General features: G+C 39.2%; 15 protein-coding genes. 9 read left to right on the top strand and 6 right to left on the bottom strand.

All coding sequences use genetic code 11. From position 1 onward, the window contains the following. Positions 1 to 25: 25 nt before the first annotated feature. Positions 26 to 637: a Holliday junction resolvase RecU gene (gene recU, locus ACXAD1_RS16845; protein WP_206838139.1), complete on the bottom strand. Its 612-nt coding sequence runs from the start codon at positions 635 to 637 to the stop codon at positions 26 to 28. A gap of 196 nt (positions 638 to 833) precedes the next feature. On the opposite strand from recU, the gene ACXAD1_RS16840 reads away from it, so the two are divergent. The 3 genes from ACXAD1_RS16840 to ACXAD1_RS16830 all read left to right on the top strand — a co-directional run bounded on the left by ACXAD1_RS16840 (position 834) and on the right by ACXAD1_RS16830 (position 3,106). Then, positions 834 to 1,826 (top strand): DUF2515 domain-containing protein, encoded by a 993-nt coding sequence (locus ACXAD1_RS16840; protein WP_474910632.1) that lies wholly within the window; start codon positions 834 to 836, stop codon positions 1,824 to 1,826. Positions 1,827 to 2,392: 566 nt separating this feature from the next. Further along, on the top strand, positions 2,393 to 2,656 hold the full coding sequence (locus ACXAD1_RS16835) for a hypothetical protein (RefSeq protein ID WP_206838136.1): 264 nt from the start codon (positions 2,393 to 2,395) through the stop codon (positions 2,654 to 2,656). 72 nt (positions 2,657 to 2,728) lie between these two features. Then, the gene (locus ACXAD1_RS16830; protein WP_474910631.1) at positions 2,729 to 3,106 is read left to right on the top strand and encodes a YppE family protein; all 378 of its coding nucleotides are present in this window, start codon (positions 2,729 to 2,731) and stop codon (positions 3,104 to 3,106) included. 25 nt (positions 3,107 to 3,131) lie between these two features. On the opposite strand, the gene ACXAD1_RS16825 is transcribed toward ACXAD1_RS16830, so the two are convergent. Next, positions 3,132 to 3,347 carry a YppF family protein gene (locus ACXAD1_RS16825; protein WP_009332703.1) on the bottom strand — a complete coding sequence of 72 codons (216 nt, stop codon included), beginning with the start codon at positions 3,345 to 3,347 and terminating at the stop codon, positions 3,132 to 3,134. Between the two features lie 319 nt (positions 3,348 to 3,666). Between ACXAD1_RS16825 and ACXAD1_RS16820 the strand changes: the two genes are divergently transcribed. The 4 genes from ACXAD1_RS16820 to ACXAD1_RS16805 all read left to right on the top strand — a co-directional run bounded on the left by ACXAD1_RS16820 (position 3,667) and on the right by ACXAD1_RS16805 (position 7,740). After that, the gene (locus ACXAD1_RS16820; protein WP_474910630.1) at positions 3,667 to 4,062 is read left to right on the top strand and encodes a hypothetical protein; all 396 of its coding nucleotides are present in this window, start codon (positions 3,667 to 3,669) and stop codon (positions 4,060 to 4,062) included. After that, the gene (locus ACXAD1_RS16815; RefSeq protein ID WP_474910629.1) at positions 4,046 to 4,237 is read left to right on the top strand and encodes a YppG family protein; all 192 of its coding nucleotides are present in this window, start codon (positions 4,046 to 4,048) and stop codon (positions 4,235 to 4,237) included. Before ACXAD1_RS16820 ends, ACXAD1_RS16815 begins: the two co-directional genes overlap by 17 nt. A gap of 238 nt (positions 4,238 to 4,475) precedes the next feature. Then, a complete protein-coding gene (locus tag ACXAD1_RS16810) occupies positions 4,476 to 5,339 on the top strand; it encodes an ABC transporter permease subunit (RefSeq protein WP_206838131.1) in 864 nt (287 codons plus the stop codon). After that, on the top strand, positions 5,332 to 7,740 hold the full coding sequence (locus tag ACXAD1_RS16805) for an ABC transporter permease subunit (protein ID WP_206838129.1): 2,409 nt from the start codon (positions 5,332 to 5,334) through the stop codon (positions 7,738 to 7,740). The genes ACXAD1_RS16810 and ACXAD1_RS16805 overlap by 8 nt, the downstream gene beginning before the upstream one ends. A 113-nt stretch (positions 7,741 to 7,853) precedes the next feature. Here ACXAD1_RS16805 and ACXAD1_RS16800 read toward each other — a convergent pair whose 3' ends face one another. The 4 genes from ACXAD1_RS16800 to ACXAD1_RS16785 all read right to left on the bottom strand — a co-directional run bounded on the left by ACXAD1_RS16800 (position 7,854) and on the right by ACXAD1_RS16785 (position 11,061). Further along, on the bottom strand, positions 7,854 to 8,318 hold the full coding sequence (locus ACXAD1_RS16800; RefSeq protein WP_206838125.1) for an Hsp20 family protein: 465 nt from the start codon (positions 8,316 to 8,318) through the stop codon (positions 7,854 to 7,856). A 112-nt stretch (positions 8,319 to 8,430) separates the two neighbouring features. Next, positions 8,431 to 9,123: a Crp/Fnr family transcriptional regulator gene (locus tag ACXAD1_RS16795; protein WP_474910628.1), complete on the bottom strand. Its 693-nt coding sequence runs from the start codon at positions 9,121 to 9,123 to the stop codon at positions 8,431 to 8,433. A 121-nt stretch (positions 9,124 to 9,244) separates the two neighbouring features. Next, positions 9,245 to 9,940, bottom strand: a complete 696-nt coding sequence (locus ACXAD1_RS16790; protein WP_474910627.1) for an ABC transporter permease subunit — start codon at positions 9,938 to 9,940, stop codon at positions 9,245 to 9,247. A 227-nt stretch (positions 9,941 to 10,167) separates the two neighbouring features. Then, entirely contained in the window at positions 10,168 to 11,061 is an 894-nt protein-coding gene (locus tag ACXAD1_RS16785; protein ID WP_206838117.1) for an ABC transporter permease subunit, read from the bottom strand. Positions 11,062 to 11,277: 216 nt separating this feature from the next. Here ACXAD1_RS16785 and ACXAD1_RS16780 point away from each other — a divergent pair, with 216 nt between their 5' ends. Both ACXAD1_RS16780 and ACXAD1_RS16775 read left to right on the top strand, forming a co-directional pair. Continuing rightward, entirely contained in the window at positions 11,278 to 13,578 is a 2,301-nt protein-coding gene (locus ACXAD1_RS16780; protein ID WP_474910626.1) for a DEAD/DEAH box helicase, read from the top strand. Continuing rightward, a complete protein-coding gene (locus ACXAD1_RS16775) occupies positions 13,568 to 14,824 on the top strand; it encodes a ribonuclease H-like domain-containing protein (protein WP_206838112.1) in 1,257 nt (418 codons plus the stop codon). Before ACXAD1_RS16780 ends, ACXAD1_RS16775 begins: the two co-directional genes overlap by 11 nt. Positions 14,825 to 15,084 lie beyond the last annotated feature (260 nt).

The following is a 15,084-nucleotide window of genomic DNA, read 5'->3' as shown; positions in this document are numbered from 1 at the left end:
CTTAACAATGGAACTGTAAAAAAACTTATTTAAGGGTATAAAGATAATCTATTATCTTAATATAGTCAATTCTGGGCTGAAATCCAAGCGGAATGTGATGGCCATGCATTTCGATTTCACCCTTGGTAATTGATTTTCTTCCCCCATCCTTCATTCTCTCCCAGTATGAGAGCAAATGATGTGCTTCTAAAAGGAAAACTTCTTCGGTAGCAGAAAAGCGGAGAAGAACAAAACAAATCCCTTGCTGGGCTAGTACCTTCTCCATGTGCTTCACCTGGTGTTCATGAAAATTCTTTAAAGGGAAGGAGGTCGTGTTCTGAGTTTCTTTTGCTTCAAAATCAATATATCTCCCTTTATACACACCATTATAATCGGTTGTTGAAGCTTGTTTGAAATATGCTTCTTTAATAACGGCCGCACTTCTCTTTGGATAATCGACCTGGACGATTTGAACAGGAGTAGGCTTTTTATGAATAGTGGCTATTCCCTGTTCCAAATAGAATTCATTGGTTTCATTTATATCTTCCTCCAATGTCATTCCACGATTGCTGTAGGTCCATTTCTTCTCTGGTGTTAATTTTTTGGCGCTATTAGCAGGTGGGGTATATCTTCTGCCATTAGGATAATGGAAATTCATGCATTCACCTCGTTTTAAACTCCTCCCTATAATAACAAAAGTAAGCTTGATTTGGCTGAATAAAAAGTTCTAAATAACAAAGTATATAGGAAACTCCATTTGAGCATTATTTCCGGTTTTAATCGTGTTACAGAGTCATTTGGCATGTCTGCCTGCTGGCTAAAGATAGACCAATCAGTTTCTGAGGTGAAATGAGATGTTCCTTCCTGGGAAATTCTTGGACAGCCATGAGAAAAAGGAACAGGCAATTATGGATCATATTATGAAGATGACAGCAAAATATAACCTGGACAATATTTCAAGAACGGAAGCCTATTTCCGGTTTTATAAAAAGCATCCTGAGATTCGCTGGGCGTTTCTTGCTTCCATGGTGTCTCGAAATGCCGGCTGGAATATGTGTGATCTTGAAGGAAGCTGTTTTCCTAAATTGATAGGAAAGAAATTGAGGGATATGCTTTATATTACATATGAAAGGGCCAATTGGCTGATTTTTCAGGATGCATTTCCACAATTGCTCCTCTATCATTATTCGACGAAAATAAATAGGCCAATGTTTCATTTATTAAAAATTTTTCATGTATCGGCATTTATGGAACAGGAGTGGCTTTTTTTCTGGAAAAATAGAAATAAAAAGAGGTTAATGATCTCACTGATTATCAATGAACAAAATGTTATCCAAGAACCAGTAATGGAACATGAAATTTATAAGAATAAAGTTTTTCATACATTGCTTTTTTCCTTTCAGGACTATCTTCATTTTAGTTCTGTAATCTTCCCTACGTGTAAAGGGGAATTATACGGGGCAAGTGTAAATGGTTTCCGATCGGTGTCCAAAAGAATTGATCTTGGAAAACGGCTGGCAGAAATCTTATTTGACACCAGCTATTATGGGGACGTGTATGAATTTGCTTCAGGCACAATTCATACTGGTTCAAGGCATGATTATGAGAAATACTTTATGGGAAGACAACGGAGAACCACCCCTTTCTTACGCTGTACATACCCAATAATCACACATCACATTCATCAATTTAATGATTGGTCTGTAAAAAATCGCATTAAGAGTAAATGGTCATCAGAATCAGTTGTCCTAAAACACCCTGTCCATATTACAAAATGGTATTTGCATAAGCAGAAACAGCTTCATACTGCTGCGAAGCTGGGAAAATTAATTCGCTTGCTTTGTTAGCGGAACAGTGAAAAAAAGCAAGGAAGCCCTTGCTTTTATATGAATTTATAAAGTATAACAATGTAATAACTTTGATGAAAAAATATCTGCATCCAGCTCCAGCGCCTAGCCCCTCGGGTCATAAGCCAAATCACTCCAGAAATCAGGATTTCCTGCGTAATTCGTCTTATGCCTGTCGGGGGCTGATCAAGGCGCTTCCGCCTTTGTTCTTTTAAGTTGAAGGGCGGTCAGGGCCTTCAAGCTTCTTATTGCCATAGCCTGTTTTTGTTTCTTCCAGCTTTTTTGGCTGTGCTTTATTTTGTTTTTCTTTTTTTGCCATTACATTACACCTCCGTTAATTAGTTTGTTCAATGACGCTATTTTCATTCTTCCGGGGGCTGTCGAAACCATGTTGCTGACATGCAAATTAGTACTTTCTTTGACGAATCACTTCTAGTTTTGTCATGCATGGAGGAAACCTACGAGCGAAATAGAATTATGTAGGCACACAGCAAAATTTTCACTGTATCCTTCGTCGTATTTTATTGCAGGAAGCAAGGAGAAATAGAAATCGGGAGGTTTTTTGTATGCAGGGAAAAATGGTAGAAAAAGATGAATTGCTGGCCATGCTTACAGAAATATATGATCAGCTGGAAGAGCTTGAAAATGTACTGGAATCTAATTTGTCGGGACTTCGTCAGGATTGGTATTATGAACAGACAGAAAAACTGGAGGTTTGCGAAAGCAGGCTGGAAGCGATTGAAGTGGATATGACAGTAATCAAGTCTGAGGCAGACAATATAGAAGACGCAAAAAGGTCAGCAGGAATGAAGCTTGAACTTGGCTTCTAATTGGCATAGAATAGCAGTATCCTTCAGTAGCTAATGTTGACTAGCTACTTTTATTTTTGGAGATGAAGCTGAATGAATCGTGAAAAAGTACTGCTGCAAATGACAGAACAGCTGCTTGAATATGTGGAAATCTCAGACAGCAGGTTTAAAAAAGTTAAGGAATCAGGTGAAAAGGGTGATTTTTATAATGAAGTCAAACCTTTTGCTGATGATGTTAAATCCATAAATGATAGATGGAAAGATGAAGCCCTGAAGTGGATTGGCATTCATAAACCCCGAAATCTTTATCCTCAGCAGATTGAATCTGCTGCTGAACATATTGAAATGGTTTCCATTCAGGCATTTTTCCCTGAAACAAGCAAAACCAGGTTCATTAATTATGTTAATTCCGCCGTGTATGTCCTAAAGCAATTGATAAAATTAGCAGGTGAAGAAAAAAAGGGAACCTGAAATAGGATCCCTTTTTTAAAATTTCTTATGCATTTACTGAATCCTGGAGGGTGTTATCTTTGTAGCTTTCCGGAACGGCCGCTCCTTGAGCTTCAAGCTCACGAACGAGATTTCGATAATCTGTACTGGAAATTTCATTATGGATATAGGCCTTTTTAGCAAAATCCAATAATTCATTAACATTTTCAGGAGTATACTCCCGCAGCTGATGAAACTTCATTTTTAGTTCGTGAACATTCATGATATTGCCTCCTCTGAATATTGATTCGCGGAGAAATTCCTTCCCCGCAGCCCGGTAAATGAAAAAGGGGACAAGAAACTGTTTTGTTTTTTATATCCTATCATGAAAATTTATTTTTCATCGTTTTTAAAAAAATCAAACTTCCGACACCATTCTTCATAGTTAGACAAAAACGGAAACCGCTTCCATTATTAATCTTAATGATCCTTTCACATTCTGGGCAAATCTTTCATATATTATATTGGTGATAATTAGAAGGCTTTTGCCTGGAATTATTGCTAATATACTTATATTTTTTGAATGGGGAGGATGTTTGCCCATGTTTGGCCGAGTAATGAATAGAGCGAGCCATCTTCAGCCATACGGCCATTTAAATCAAAGTATATACATGGATCCATTTTATATGGGGGCGAATGGCCAATTTTATATGAGGCAGCAGCCAATGCAGAATTATTATAATTCTGCTGGACAGTATAGCCCTTATTATATGCCTTATAATATGGAGTATCATCAGCCGCCTCAGATGGCAGGATTGCAGCAGCAAAATTATTCACCAAATCCCTATCCGCAGCATAACTATGACCAAGGATACTACGCAAAGACCGGTTCGAAAAATGCTGGTGTTTTTCAAAACCCATTAGAATCTGAAGATTATTACGGAACTCAGGCAAGCAAGTCCGCTGCAGCAGATGCCGTATATGAATCCGTATCCTAAACAATCATTCATTCCTAAACAGCCATCCGGAGTGCAAAGCATTATGAATTCCTTTAAAGCCCAGGATGGTTCGCTTGATCTCAATAAAATGGTGGACACCGCAGGTCAGATGATGTCAGCTGTAACGCAAGTGTCATCAATGGTAAAAGGAATTGGCGGAATATTTAAAGCTTAACTGATCATGGCCGAAATGGCCTTTTTTTTTGTCTATTATTATAGTGGCATGGAATTATATATAAAAATCAGACTTGAAAAAAAATTAAATATATTTGAAAATAAAATAGCTGGTCTATTATTTGCAACTCCCAAAAAACAGGAATTATTAACCAGGAAAATGTAATTGTATGATTGACAAAATTTAGATAAAAGTGAAAAATAGAAAAATGGCTCATGGTCATTGAAGGGGGATTTGTATGGTTCGTGCGCTTCAGCAAATATTTATCATATTTATATTGATTTTGCTTCTTGCGGCAATGCCAAAAATTATTTCTGTTGATCCATTAAGCGGGAGTCTTGATTGGAGCTTTGAAAGTTTACCTCAGATTTATGGTGATTTTATTAAAGAAGTAAGCGGGGGCAGCCTGGGTACCTATCAGCTCGGCCGGCAAACTCGTCCTATAGCCGGGGATATTGCTGATAACTTTACTACAAGTCTGTTAATTGTATTGATAGCTGTGAATGCTTCCTTAGTTATAAGTCTTATTTTCGGAGTTTTTATCAGCCGTTTCAGGCTTACTAAGCTTTTTGGGGCTTTCTTGAATATCCTTGCGTCCATACCCGACTTTATAATCATTGTAATGTCTATGATTCTTGCCGTTAAAATTTATAAAATGACGGGGATCAGAGTGATTTCACTCAGGCCGGATGGAGGAGCCCTTAACATCTGGTTTCCAACAGTGCTCGCAAGCTTAGCTCCAACTCTATATCTATTTAAGCTTGTTTCGGTAAAATATTATCAAACAAGCGGGGAGGACTATATTAAGACTGCAGTTGCTAAAGGAATGAGCTTGAATTACATAAATTTTCAGCATGTATTTAAAAATTTGGAGCCATTTATTAAATCTGAGCTAATCAAGGTGATTTCCCTGGCCATTGGCAATCTCTTCATTATTGAACATATTATGAATGTCTCCGGCATAACGAAATTTATTTTTCAGAGCAATGAGGTCCAGCCGATCGCAATTGGCTTGTTTGCCATGCTTTTAATTTCTCTAATTGTCTATATTTCTAACAGACTCATATTCTATCTGTTTAAACGGGGTTTTATCTATGAATAAGATGCTAAAAATAAATTACTCCTTGATTATCGGAATTCTTATGGTTGCAGTCCTGTTATTTTTCAGCATATTTGGGCCTATTCTTGCACCGCATTCATTGACTTCGGCATTGGAAACACAATATACAGACGGGAAGGTTTTGGCTCCGCCATTGGAGCCCTTTGAATCATCCTCCTATCCTCTGGGGACTGACAAATGGGGCTACGATCTTTTGTCCATGATTTTATATGGATTAAGATACACTGTCTTTATTGCAGCTGCTGTTACGATCATTAAAATGGCTTTCGGAACCATCATCGGTTTGTATGCTGGCAGCTTGAAAAGGACACCAGGCTGGCTGATTGCTTTTGAAAATGCATGGAGCTATGTTCCGCTGTTTCTGATCCTGTATTTTTTCCTGGCGCCAATAAGCTTCAACAGCAGCCTTAAGCAAAATGTATTAATAGTCTACTTTATAGTTATTGCGTCAATCATAAGCATTCCCAGCATAGTGTCATCTGTAAGGCTTAAAACCGCTGAATTATCTAAATCCGTTTATATTGAAGCGGCCAAAGCACTGGGAGCTGGAAAACACCGTTTGATTTGGAAGCATATATTCCCTCAGTTAAAGGAAACGTTCCTTGTTATGTTTATACTTGAAATTGTGTATGTGATTGCTCTTATGGGACAGCTGGCGCTTTTGAATATTTTTGTCGGCGGAACCATTATGAGATTTGACCCCATCATATACCTATCAGCTACAAAAGAGCTGTCAGGGCTTGTTGGGCAGGCAAGATTGAACATCTATGGAAACACTCATATATTAGTTGCGCCGCTTGCGGTCCTTTTATATACAACAGTATCCTTCAGTCTCCTGGCAAATGGATTGAAGAATCGATTTCAGTCAAATTACCAGCGTACACCATGGATTAGGACAGGGCATGAACCGTTAATTCAGCCTTCCAGAAAACAATATGGCCGAAAAAAGAAATTTTGGTCTTTTTCTGCCCCTAAAGCAGCCTTTTCTGCATTAGTCATTGCTTTTGCTGGTGCTGGAATCTATGTAACTGCAGCAAAAGACGCCAATATTGGCGTTAGAAGCGGAAGCCACGCGGATTACAACATTGATCTGAAAATGAATGGCGAAGGCTATTTCACTGCCGATGCTACTATCCAAATGAAAAACCAATCAAATAAAGAATGGAAAGAGCTTGTATTTTATTTTATTCCAAATGTTTTTACAGAGGGTCATACATTTGATTCTGTTGAAGGAACGTCTGAGGCAGATATCAGGAAGGTGACAGTGAATGGGCAAAAAGCGTCTTTTAAGTTAAAGGGTGATACGTTAACCATAAAGTTAAAACCTGAAATGAAAGATAAAAGCAGACATAATGTAAAGATTGAATATGCATTTACAGTCCCTGACAAAGGCAGCCGCTTTTCAAAAGTAGACACAAACTATTATCTTGCTCAATGGTACCCTATGGCTGCAGTATATCAAAAAGGCAAATGGAATAAAGAGCCTTATATGGAAGGGCTGGAAACATTTCATACAGGCTTCTCTGATTTCAACGTTTCCTATAAACTTCCAAAAGGGTATTCTCTGGCTTCTACAGCAGACAAAGATCCGGCAGAAGGGAAAAATGAAGGGAATATTAAAGCCAAAAATGTCAGAGACTTCTTCATTGCTGTCATGAAAGATATGGAAGTTTATGAAACGGAAGCGAAAGACGGTGTGAAGGTCAGATTATTTTCAAGAAGCAATCATGATAAAGATCATGAAGCTTCATTAACTCTGGCAAAAAATGCATTAACATTCTATCAGGATAATATAGGAGACTACCCGCATAAACAGCTTGACATCGTATTGGATGATGGACAATTTATGGAATATCCCGGTATTGTAACTATTAACCCATATATTGATGATAAGAGGTTTTATGATATTTCTATTGTCCATGAGATTGCTCATCAGTATTTTTATGGCGTAGTGGCCAATGACCCATACAATAATGCATGGATTGATGAAGGAATTACTGAATTTGCCACCTCTATGTACTTCTATGCAGGTCAAAATCAGGCTGAACGACAGGCATTTGGCATTTCCCATTATCGAATGGAGGCCATTGAAGAAGCTGGCTTTGGCAGGCAATATTCAAATGTGCCGGTTAATGAGGTAAAGCATACAGGCTATATCTACGGGCAGCCTGCTCTGGAGATTTTACAAATGATTCAGGAAAAGTATCCCTTAAAAGGGGAATCCCCTAAAGCAGTGGGGATGCAGTTCTTGTCCGATTATTATCAAAATTTCCGTTATAAAGAGGTCGATACGAAGGAGTTTATATCCTTCACAAAAGATTACTTCAGTGTTCCGACCGGGTATTTCAATAATTGGATTGATACATCTAAACTAAACAGCTAATTAGCACCTTTGATTCAGTTTATTCAAACAAAAACAAGCAGGCATTGATACTGCTTGTTTTTGTTTAACCCGACCTTATTAGTGAATCAATTTTACATGGCTTGCAGGCAGGATCAGCTTTCATCGATCACGATTCTTTTTCCCTGCTGCTTTGGCACTGTGATTTGCAGAAGGCCATTTTGGTAAACTGCCTTTACTTTCTTTTCATTAACTGGCTGGGGAAGGGGAACGGTCCGGCTGGAACGCTGCATGCTTTGCTGTCTTCGGAAAACTTTATTTTTCTCATCCTCTTCTGTTATCATCTCAGTGGACTTGACAGAAATGGTTATATAATTGTCCAGGATGTCAATTTGTATTTGCTCTTTATTTATTCCTGGAAGTTCTGCACTAATGATATGTTCTTTTTCGGTTTCCGCAACATCGACATGGAAGGAAGAAGAAGTTGGGAAGGGATTCTTAAAGAAATCATCCATAGTCTGCAGAAATCCTCTAACGGGTTTTTCATGAAAAAGCTGATTCATCGATTTCATTAAGTCACCAAATGGCTCATTTCGGTCTTTTTTCTTTGGATCCTCCATATATACATCCATCCCCTCTCAAACAGGATTTTTCAACATATCCTATGCTGCCCATTGGGTGGATGTTCCTGCCGGCATTAAGGTAAAAGAAAAAAACCGCATAGTGCGGTTTTTAAAAGATTGTCTCTAAGAGCTGATCAGGATCTATGATTAAATGTCCATCCTGATCTGTTTCAATTAACATTTCTTTTTTCATTTTTGTTAAAGTCCTGCTGACCGTTTCCCTTGTAGTGCCAATCATATTGGCAAGGTCTTTATTGGTGAAGTCTCCTTTTAAAATAAAGCTGCCGTCTTCACGCTTTTGCCCATGCATTTTGGCAAGACGGACAAGCAATTTGATGATTTGTTCATAAGTATTGTTTAAAATTTGCGCTTCCAGCCTCTCCTGCAGATCGACAATCTTCTCGCCCAGAACTTTAAACACCTTTATGCACAGCTCAGGGTTCTCAATTAGTACCTTTTCGAATTGCAAAATTGGCACAACGACGAGCTGAGCATTTTCAAGCACCTCCGAAAAAGCCGGATACCCGCCTTTTCTAAAAAATCCTACATGAGGGAACATCTCGCCTTTTGTTAAGATGGCAACAATCTGCTCTTTTCCATTAATGTCACTTCTATAAATCTTAACTCTGCCGCAGTTAATAAAATAAACATTGTCAAGCGGGTCATCCTGAAGAAAAACGTGACTTCCTTTTTTCCATTCCCGAGAAATTGATATCTCTACCACTTTATCCAGCTCTTCATTGTTCAGTTCTTTAAAAAGAGAGAACTGGGAAAGAACTCCCTTAATTTCTTCTGCTCTCATAATCCACCTCTTGCGTCTGTCCTATTAAGCTTATTGTAACAAAAAACATTCATAAACTTTATATTAAAAAAAGCTTATTATATAAAATCAGGCCCTTAAATGGATAGGCCGGCTGGAACACCTAAATATATCGGACTTTATTGGTGAAAAATGATTTTAATCCCTGAGCGAATATATTAAAAGTTAAGATGGCGCAGGTCATTGCAAAAGCTGGGAAGAAAGGAATCCAAATCGGGCCTCTTATATCCTCAAAGGCCTTCATCAGCATCATAGGCCAAGAAATCGAATTATTGATCAATTGCCAATCTCCTCCCATAGATTGGACTAAATCCTGGGAAATAAAAATGCCGACAAACCCTAATTGACCAAGCAAAAACATGACTTTTCCAAGGTCTGTAACCATATATACAAGAAGCTTACTAAAAAGAAAAGGCAGATAGTATGTTCTGAAAAGCCTGTAAGGTGAAGCCCCAGCAGCAATTCCTCCATATATATATTCCTTGGAAGATATCTGATCAAATTCCAGCTTTATCATTTCTGCAGCACGGGGCATTTCTGCCATACCTATAATTAGAAGCAGGAATAGAGGCCGGTGTTCAGTTAACAAAAATGGCGGAAGCATGGCAAGAAGCATGACAATGATGATGGTTGGAATATATGACAGCAGTCCATTAAGCCATTTAAGGAGGAGGTGTGTACCCATCCACTTTTTGTGAGCAAGAAAGGAGAGCGGAATGGCCAGTGCATATCGCAGGACAGTTATACAGGCAACCAGCAAAATGGTTTCTTTTGCTCCCAATATGACCAGGCTGAGCAAATCTCTTCCGCTTTTGTCAGTGCCGAAGAGGTAATCCTCAGATGGCGGATATGGGGGTATAACTGGCTTTTATCCTCATTAAGGATGTATGTAATCTTTGTTAACTCGCGGTCTACAAAAGGAAGATATGGTCCGGCAAACGTGATTGCCAATAATATCAGCAGCAAAACAGTTCCTATACAAAATAAGGCATGTTTCTTAAACCATATTGAAAAGCGCATACTCCATCACAACCTTCCTTTTGGCACGAGCCAGAATTTTACTATCTGTGAAAGGACAATAGTTATAAACATGATAAAGAGGAAAGGGAGCATTAGGGACAGTGCCTTTATTTCATCATTAGAAGATATGCTGAATAGCAGCTCCTTGCCTGCCCCATTATAGCCAGCCAGCTTTTCAATGATTGGCAGGCTGGATAGGATATAGAGCATCACCAGCTGCGCCTGGTTCAAAATGGGGGACCAGCAATTCCAGAGCATATGCAGGAGTGCTTTAAAGTCGCCCAGACCTTTCGCATAGGTTGTGCGCACATATTCTTCCCCCATTTCATTTTCAAGTGCAGCCGACGTGAAACGGGACATATGAAGAAATGGAAACACGGATAAAGAAATGAGAGGCAGTAAAAAGCTATACCAATTTTCATGCCCATAAAGCTTAAAGTGGGGCAGCCCATGCTGCATCATCAGAATCAAAAGATATTGAATGGCAATAAAAAGAAAAAAATCGGGTACGGAAGAAAACAGCCATGAAAGAAAGTTCTGCAGCTTCCCGGTGAATTTTTTTCTCCTGTAAAATTGGAGTGCACCCATCAGTGTGCCAATGAGCATGCTGGCCATAAAAGCCGGCAATATAATCTTAATGCTGCGCATAACAAATATCGCTGATTCCTCACTGACTGGCCGTCCGCTCCTTGCATCACCCAAACCTTTTTCAGTTACTATATAATCAGTAAAATCTTGTATTCTCTTTTTATATATTTCCAAGCTAAAGGGATAATCCGCTTCAACATGAAACGCCGAAAAAACAGTTACCTCTTGTTCCCGGGGAAGAAGAAGAATCAGGATAAATCCAATCAGTATTAACAAAAACACCGCTGCTGATTTTAAAATGCTGTGCAGCATGGCTTCACCTCTTTTAAATAAATGAAAAATATACATAATATTGTCCTATATTTGGAACTTTCAGTCAATTTTTTCCATGAAATCTGATTAAGAGGAATTGCGGACGAAGATTTTAAAGTTTAATAGAATATTTCCATAAAAAGTTAATGGAATTTAAGAGTTTGCTCTGTTAGAACGAACGTTTATTCGCTAGAATAGGGGTATGAGGTGAAATAGATGAAAGTACGTAAAAATCTGCCTGAAATCATGAAAGAACTTATATCTGAACAGCAATATAAAGATAATATTGTCCATTGGCATACAATAGAAGAAAAAGAGGCTAAGACTGCCTGCCTTCCGGAAGATATTCATCCCTCATTAATAGAGGCATTGCAAAAAAGGGGCATTACAAGGCTCTATACACATCAAAAAACATCTTATCGTACAGCCATTAATGGGGACAGTTTTGTAGCAGTTACTCCAACAGCCTCAGGAAAAACGCTTTGCTACAACCTTCCAGTCCTGCAGACGATTGTCAATGATCCAGATGCTAGGGCGCTTTATATGTTTCCGACAAAAGCCCTGGCTCAGGACCAAAAAAGCGAAATCAATGAAATCATCCAGGAGTCTGGATTGGATATCAATTCCTATACATACGACGGGGATACACCAGCAAACATTCGGCAAAAGGTACGCAGGGCTGGGCATGTGGTTATAACAAACCCGGATATGCTTCATTCTGCGATATTGCCCCATCATACAAAATGGGTGTCTTTGTTTGAAAATTTGAAGTATGTGGTCATAGATGAACTTCATATTTACAGAGGAGTATTTGGAAGCCATGTAGCCAATGTCATACGCCGCCTTAGACGTATTTGCCGCTTTTACGGGAGTGACCCCATTTTTATCTGTACTTCTGCAACAATTGCAAATCCATTGGAACTCGCAGAAAAGCTTACAGAAAAGCCGATGAAACTCGTAGATAATAATGGAGCCCCGAGCGGGAAAAAGCATTTTGTATTTTACAATCCTCCTATTGTCAATAAACCGCTTAATATTAGAAGAAGCGCTACTCTGGAAGCGAGAAAGCTAGCAGGTGAACTTCTGAAAAACAAAATCCAGACCATTGTGTTTGCAAGAAGCAGAGTCAGAGTCGAGATTCTTCTGACCTACCTCCAGGAGCTTGTAAAGCATAAATTGGGATTTAAAGCTATTCGGGGTTATCGAGGGGGGTATCTGCCAACCCAGAGGCGGGAAATAGAAAAAGGACTTCGTTCAGGGGAGATTTATGGAGTTGTCAGCACAAATGCCCTTGAGCTCGGAGTGGACATCGGACAGCTGCAGGTTTGTATCATGACTGGATACCCCGGTACAATTGCCAGCTCATGGCAGCAGGCTGGACGTGCAGGCAGAAGGCATGGTGAATCGCTTGTCATCATGGTGGCAAGCTCCAGTCCACTCGACCAATATGTTATTCAAAACCCTGAATACTTTTTTAATAAAAGTCCTGAAACAGCCAGAATTAATCCAGATAACCTTATTATTCTGGTGGATCATATCAAGTGTGCAGCCTATGAGCTTCCTTTTAATGCCGGGGAACGTTTTGGCACCTTTGAAACTGAAGAGGTATTGGAATACCTGGCAGAAGAAAGGATATTGCATCAAAACGGAGATAAATTCTATTGGATGAAAGACTCATTTCCTGCCCATAACATCAGCCTCCGTTCAGCATCACAGGAAAATGTCGTTATAATCGATCAATCAGATATCGCGAATGTGAAAGTTATTGGGGAAATGGACCGCTTTTCCGCTATGACTCTTCTGCATGAAGAAGCAATTTATCTCCACCAGGGGACCCAGTTTCAGGTGGAAATGCTTGATTGGGAAGAGAAAAAAGCCTTTGTCCGCGAAGTGGATGTAGACTATTTTACAGATGCTAACCTGGCAGTTGAGCTAAAGGTGCTGGAACAGGATAAACTCAGAACATCCACCATTGGAGAAGTAGGGTTTGGGGATGTAAGTGTAGTGGCAATGGCTACGATCTTTAAGAAAATTAAGTTTGAAACACATGAAAATATCGGATCTGGTCCAATAACACTTCCGGAAGAAGAACTTCATACAAGCTCAACCTGGCTTTCGTTTAACAAGGAATCCTTAAATTATAAGGAAGATCGGCTTGAGCAGGGACTCATCGGAACAGCGCATGCCCTGAAGCATATAGTGCCGCTATTTGTTATGTGTGATCCTCAGGATGTTCATGTTGTCCCCCAGGTAAAAGCATCCCATAATGAAAAACCGACAATCTTTTTCTATGACAGGTACCCCGGCGGTGTAGGGTTAAGCGAGAAAATTTTTGGGGGAATAGAACATATCATGCACGAAACGATGGAAATGGTAAGCAGATGTTCATGTGACCAGGGCTGTCCTTCCTGCACCGGAACAGATACTTCATTAGAAACGGCAAAAAAAGACGTACTGAAGATACTTAGCTCTTTTAAAAATGGTGTTAATGATGCGGGTGATAGAATTGTCCATTAAAAACAAACTGAACAGGTTAAAAGGCCATCTCGGCACAGAGGATAAACAGTCATCTCCCATAAAGTTGTCAAAGAATAATATCGATGTGCCATTCAAAGAAGTATGGGAATCCGAAAATGTCTATCCATATTATTTTGAGGACTCCTATTGCCTAGTAAGGGAAAAGGAGTATAGCCTTGATCAAATGCATGGAATCTATTCTTTTGGACAGTTTACAGCGGCGGTGGAGGCCTGGAATTCTTCAGACATCAGGCATCCCCTGTCTGCTGCCGGTCATGGGCCGGAGAATCTTTTCTTTTTTGATACGGAGACAACAGGTCTGGGCGGAGGTACTGGCAATACTATATTCCTGCTTGGCCAAGCCAGTCTGCACGGGAGTAAAATAAAGCTGAAGCAGCATATCCTTCCTCAACCTGGAGCCGAGATTCCATTGTATAAGAGCTTTCTTGAAAGCATTGATTATTCAACAATGGTGACATACAACGGGAAGGCTTTCGACTGGCCGCAGGTAAAAACAAGGCATACCCTTCTTAGGGAGCATGTACCAAAACTTCCTCCATTTGGCCATTTTGATTTGTATCATGCAGCAAGAAGAATGTGGAAGCACAAACTCGAGAGGATAAAACTTGGTGCAGTAGAAAAGGATGTTTTGGGGATTGAAAGAAAGGATGATATTCCGGGTTTTCTGGCACCGATGATCTATTTTGATTTTGTGGAAAGAAAAAATCCTGAAGGAATGCTGGGAATCATAAAACATAATGAAATAGATATTTTATCCTTGATCAGTCTGTATACACATCTTTCTTTCCAAATAATGCAGCTGGATGAAAAACAGACTCCTCGTGAGGTCTATGAAGTAGGAAGATGGCTTTCAACACTGGGTGAATCTTCACAGGCGAAGACAGCCTTTAATAAAATATCCGGAGGAGAGTCTTCTGAAGCTTTGAATGCCAGGTTTGCACTGGCTTTTGAGCATAAGAAACATAAAAACTGGGATGAGGCGGCAAAATTATGGAAGGATATTGCTGAAAAAGGCTTGATGAATATGAAGGTAATATCATGCATTGAACTGGCCAAGATCTATGAGCATCGCTTAAAGGATATAGACCAGGCTATTATGTACGCAAAAAAAGCTTTTAACATGATGAAAGAAATCTCAGGTGGCGAAACAGAAAAGCTAAAAATTAAACAGGAAGAATTACATCGGCGGATTGTACGGCTTGAACGAAAGTTTAATCGAACTTAAATTTCCCTGTAACATAATTTTAATATACCAGACAAAAAAATCCACTATTTCCTAGTTGTATGTACTTCTCCTAACAGGTAAAATTATAACTTGTGTGGTACTTTTTTAGGAATTTTATATAGTGGGGCTGGTAAAATGTATAAAGCAATCTTATTTTTATTCTTCCTTGTAATTTTCACTACAGCAATCGTTTTCTCCAATTTAAAAGACAGTTTCTACAGTATGCTCTAGGGCTAGTACCTAAAAAATAGGTATTTTCA

This window comes from Cytobacillus sp. ABV4_503 (genome assembly GCF_056158445.1).
This window is presented reverse-complemented; position numbering and strand designations above follow the sequence as displayed.

What these genes read in the sequence shown, in the direction of transcription:
- recU (WP_206838139.1), bottom strand. Translation starts at nt 637, where the DNA reads ATGAATTTCCATTATCCTAATGGCAGAAGATATACCCCACCTGCTAAT.
- ACXAD1_RS16840 (WP_474910632.1), top strand. Translation starts at nt 834, where the DNA reads ATGTTCCTTCCTGGGAAATTCTTGGACAGCCATGAGAAAAAGGAACAG.
- ACXAD1_RS16835 (WP_206838136.1), top strand. Translation starts at nt 2,393, where the DNA reads ATGCAGGGAAAAATGGTAGAAAAAGATGAATTGCTGGCCATGCTTACA.
- ACXAD1_RS16830 (WP_474910631.1), top strand. Translation starts at nt 2,729, where the DNA reads ATGAATCGTGAAAAAGTACTGCTGCAAATGACAGAACAGCTGCTTGAA.
- ACXAD1_RS16825 (WP_009332703.1), bottom strand. Translation starts at nt 3,347, where the DNA reads ATGAATGTTCACGAACTAAAAATGAAGTTTCATCAGCTGCGGGAGTAT.
- ACXAD1_RS16820 (WP_474910630.1), top strand. Translation starts at nt 3,667, where the DNA reads ATGTTTGGCCGAGTAATGAATAGAGCGAGCCATCTTCAGCCATACGGC.
- ACXAD1_RS16815 (WP_474910629.1), top strand. Translation starts at nt 4,046, where the DNA reads ATGAATCCGTATCCTAAACAATCATTCATTCCTAAACAGCCATCCGGA.
- ACXAD1_RS16810 (WP_206838131.1), top strand. Translation starts at nt 4,476, where the DNA reads ATGGTTCGTGCGCTTCAGCAAATATTTATCATATTTATATTGATTTTG.
- ACXAD1_RS16805 (WP_206838129.1), top strand. Translation starts at nt 5,332, where the DNA reads ATGAATAAGATGCTAAAAATAAATTACTCCTTGATTATCGGAATTCTT.
- ACXAD1_RS16800 (WP_206838125.1), bottom strand. Translation starts at nt 8,318, where the DNA reads ATGGAGGATCCAAAGAAAAAAGACCGAAATGAGCCATTTGGTGACTTA.
- ACXAD1_RS16795 (WP_474910628.1), bottom strand. Translation starts at nt 9,123, where the DNA reads ATGAGAGCAGAAGAAATTAAGGGAGTTCTTTCCCAGTTCTCTCTTTTT.
- ACXAD1_RS16785 (WP_206838117.1), bottom strand. Translation starts at nt 11,061, where the DNA reads ATGCTGCACAGCATTTTAAAATCAGCAGCGGTGTTTTTGTTAATACTG.
- ACXAD1_RS16780 (WP_474910626.1), top strand. Translation starts at nt 11,278, where the DNA reads ATGAAAGTACGTAAAAATCTGCCTGAAATCATGAAAGAACTTATATCT.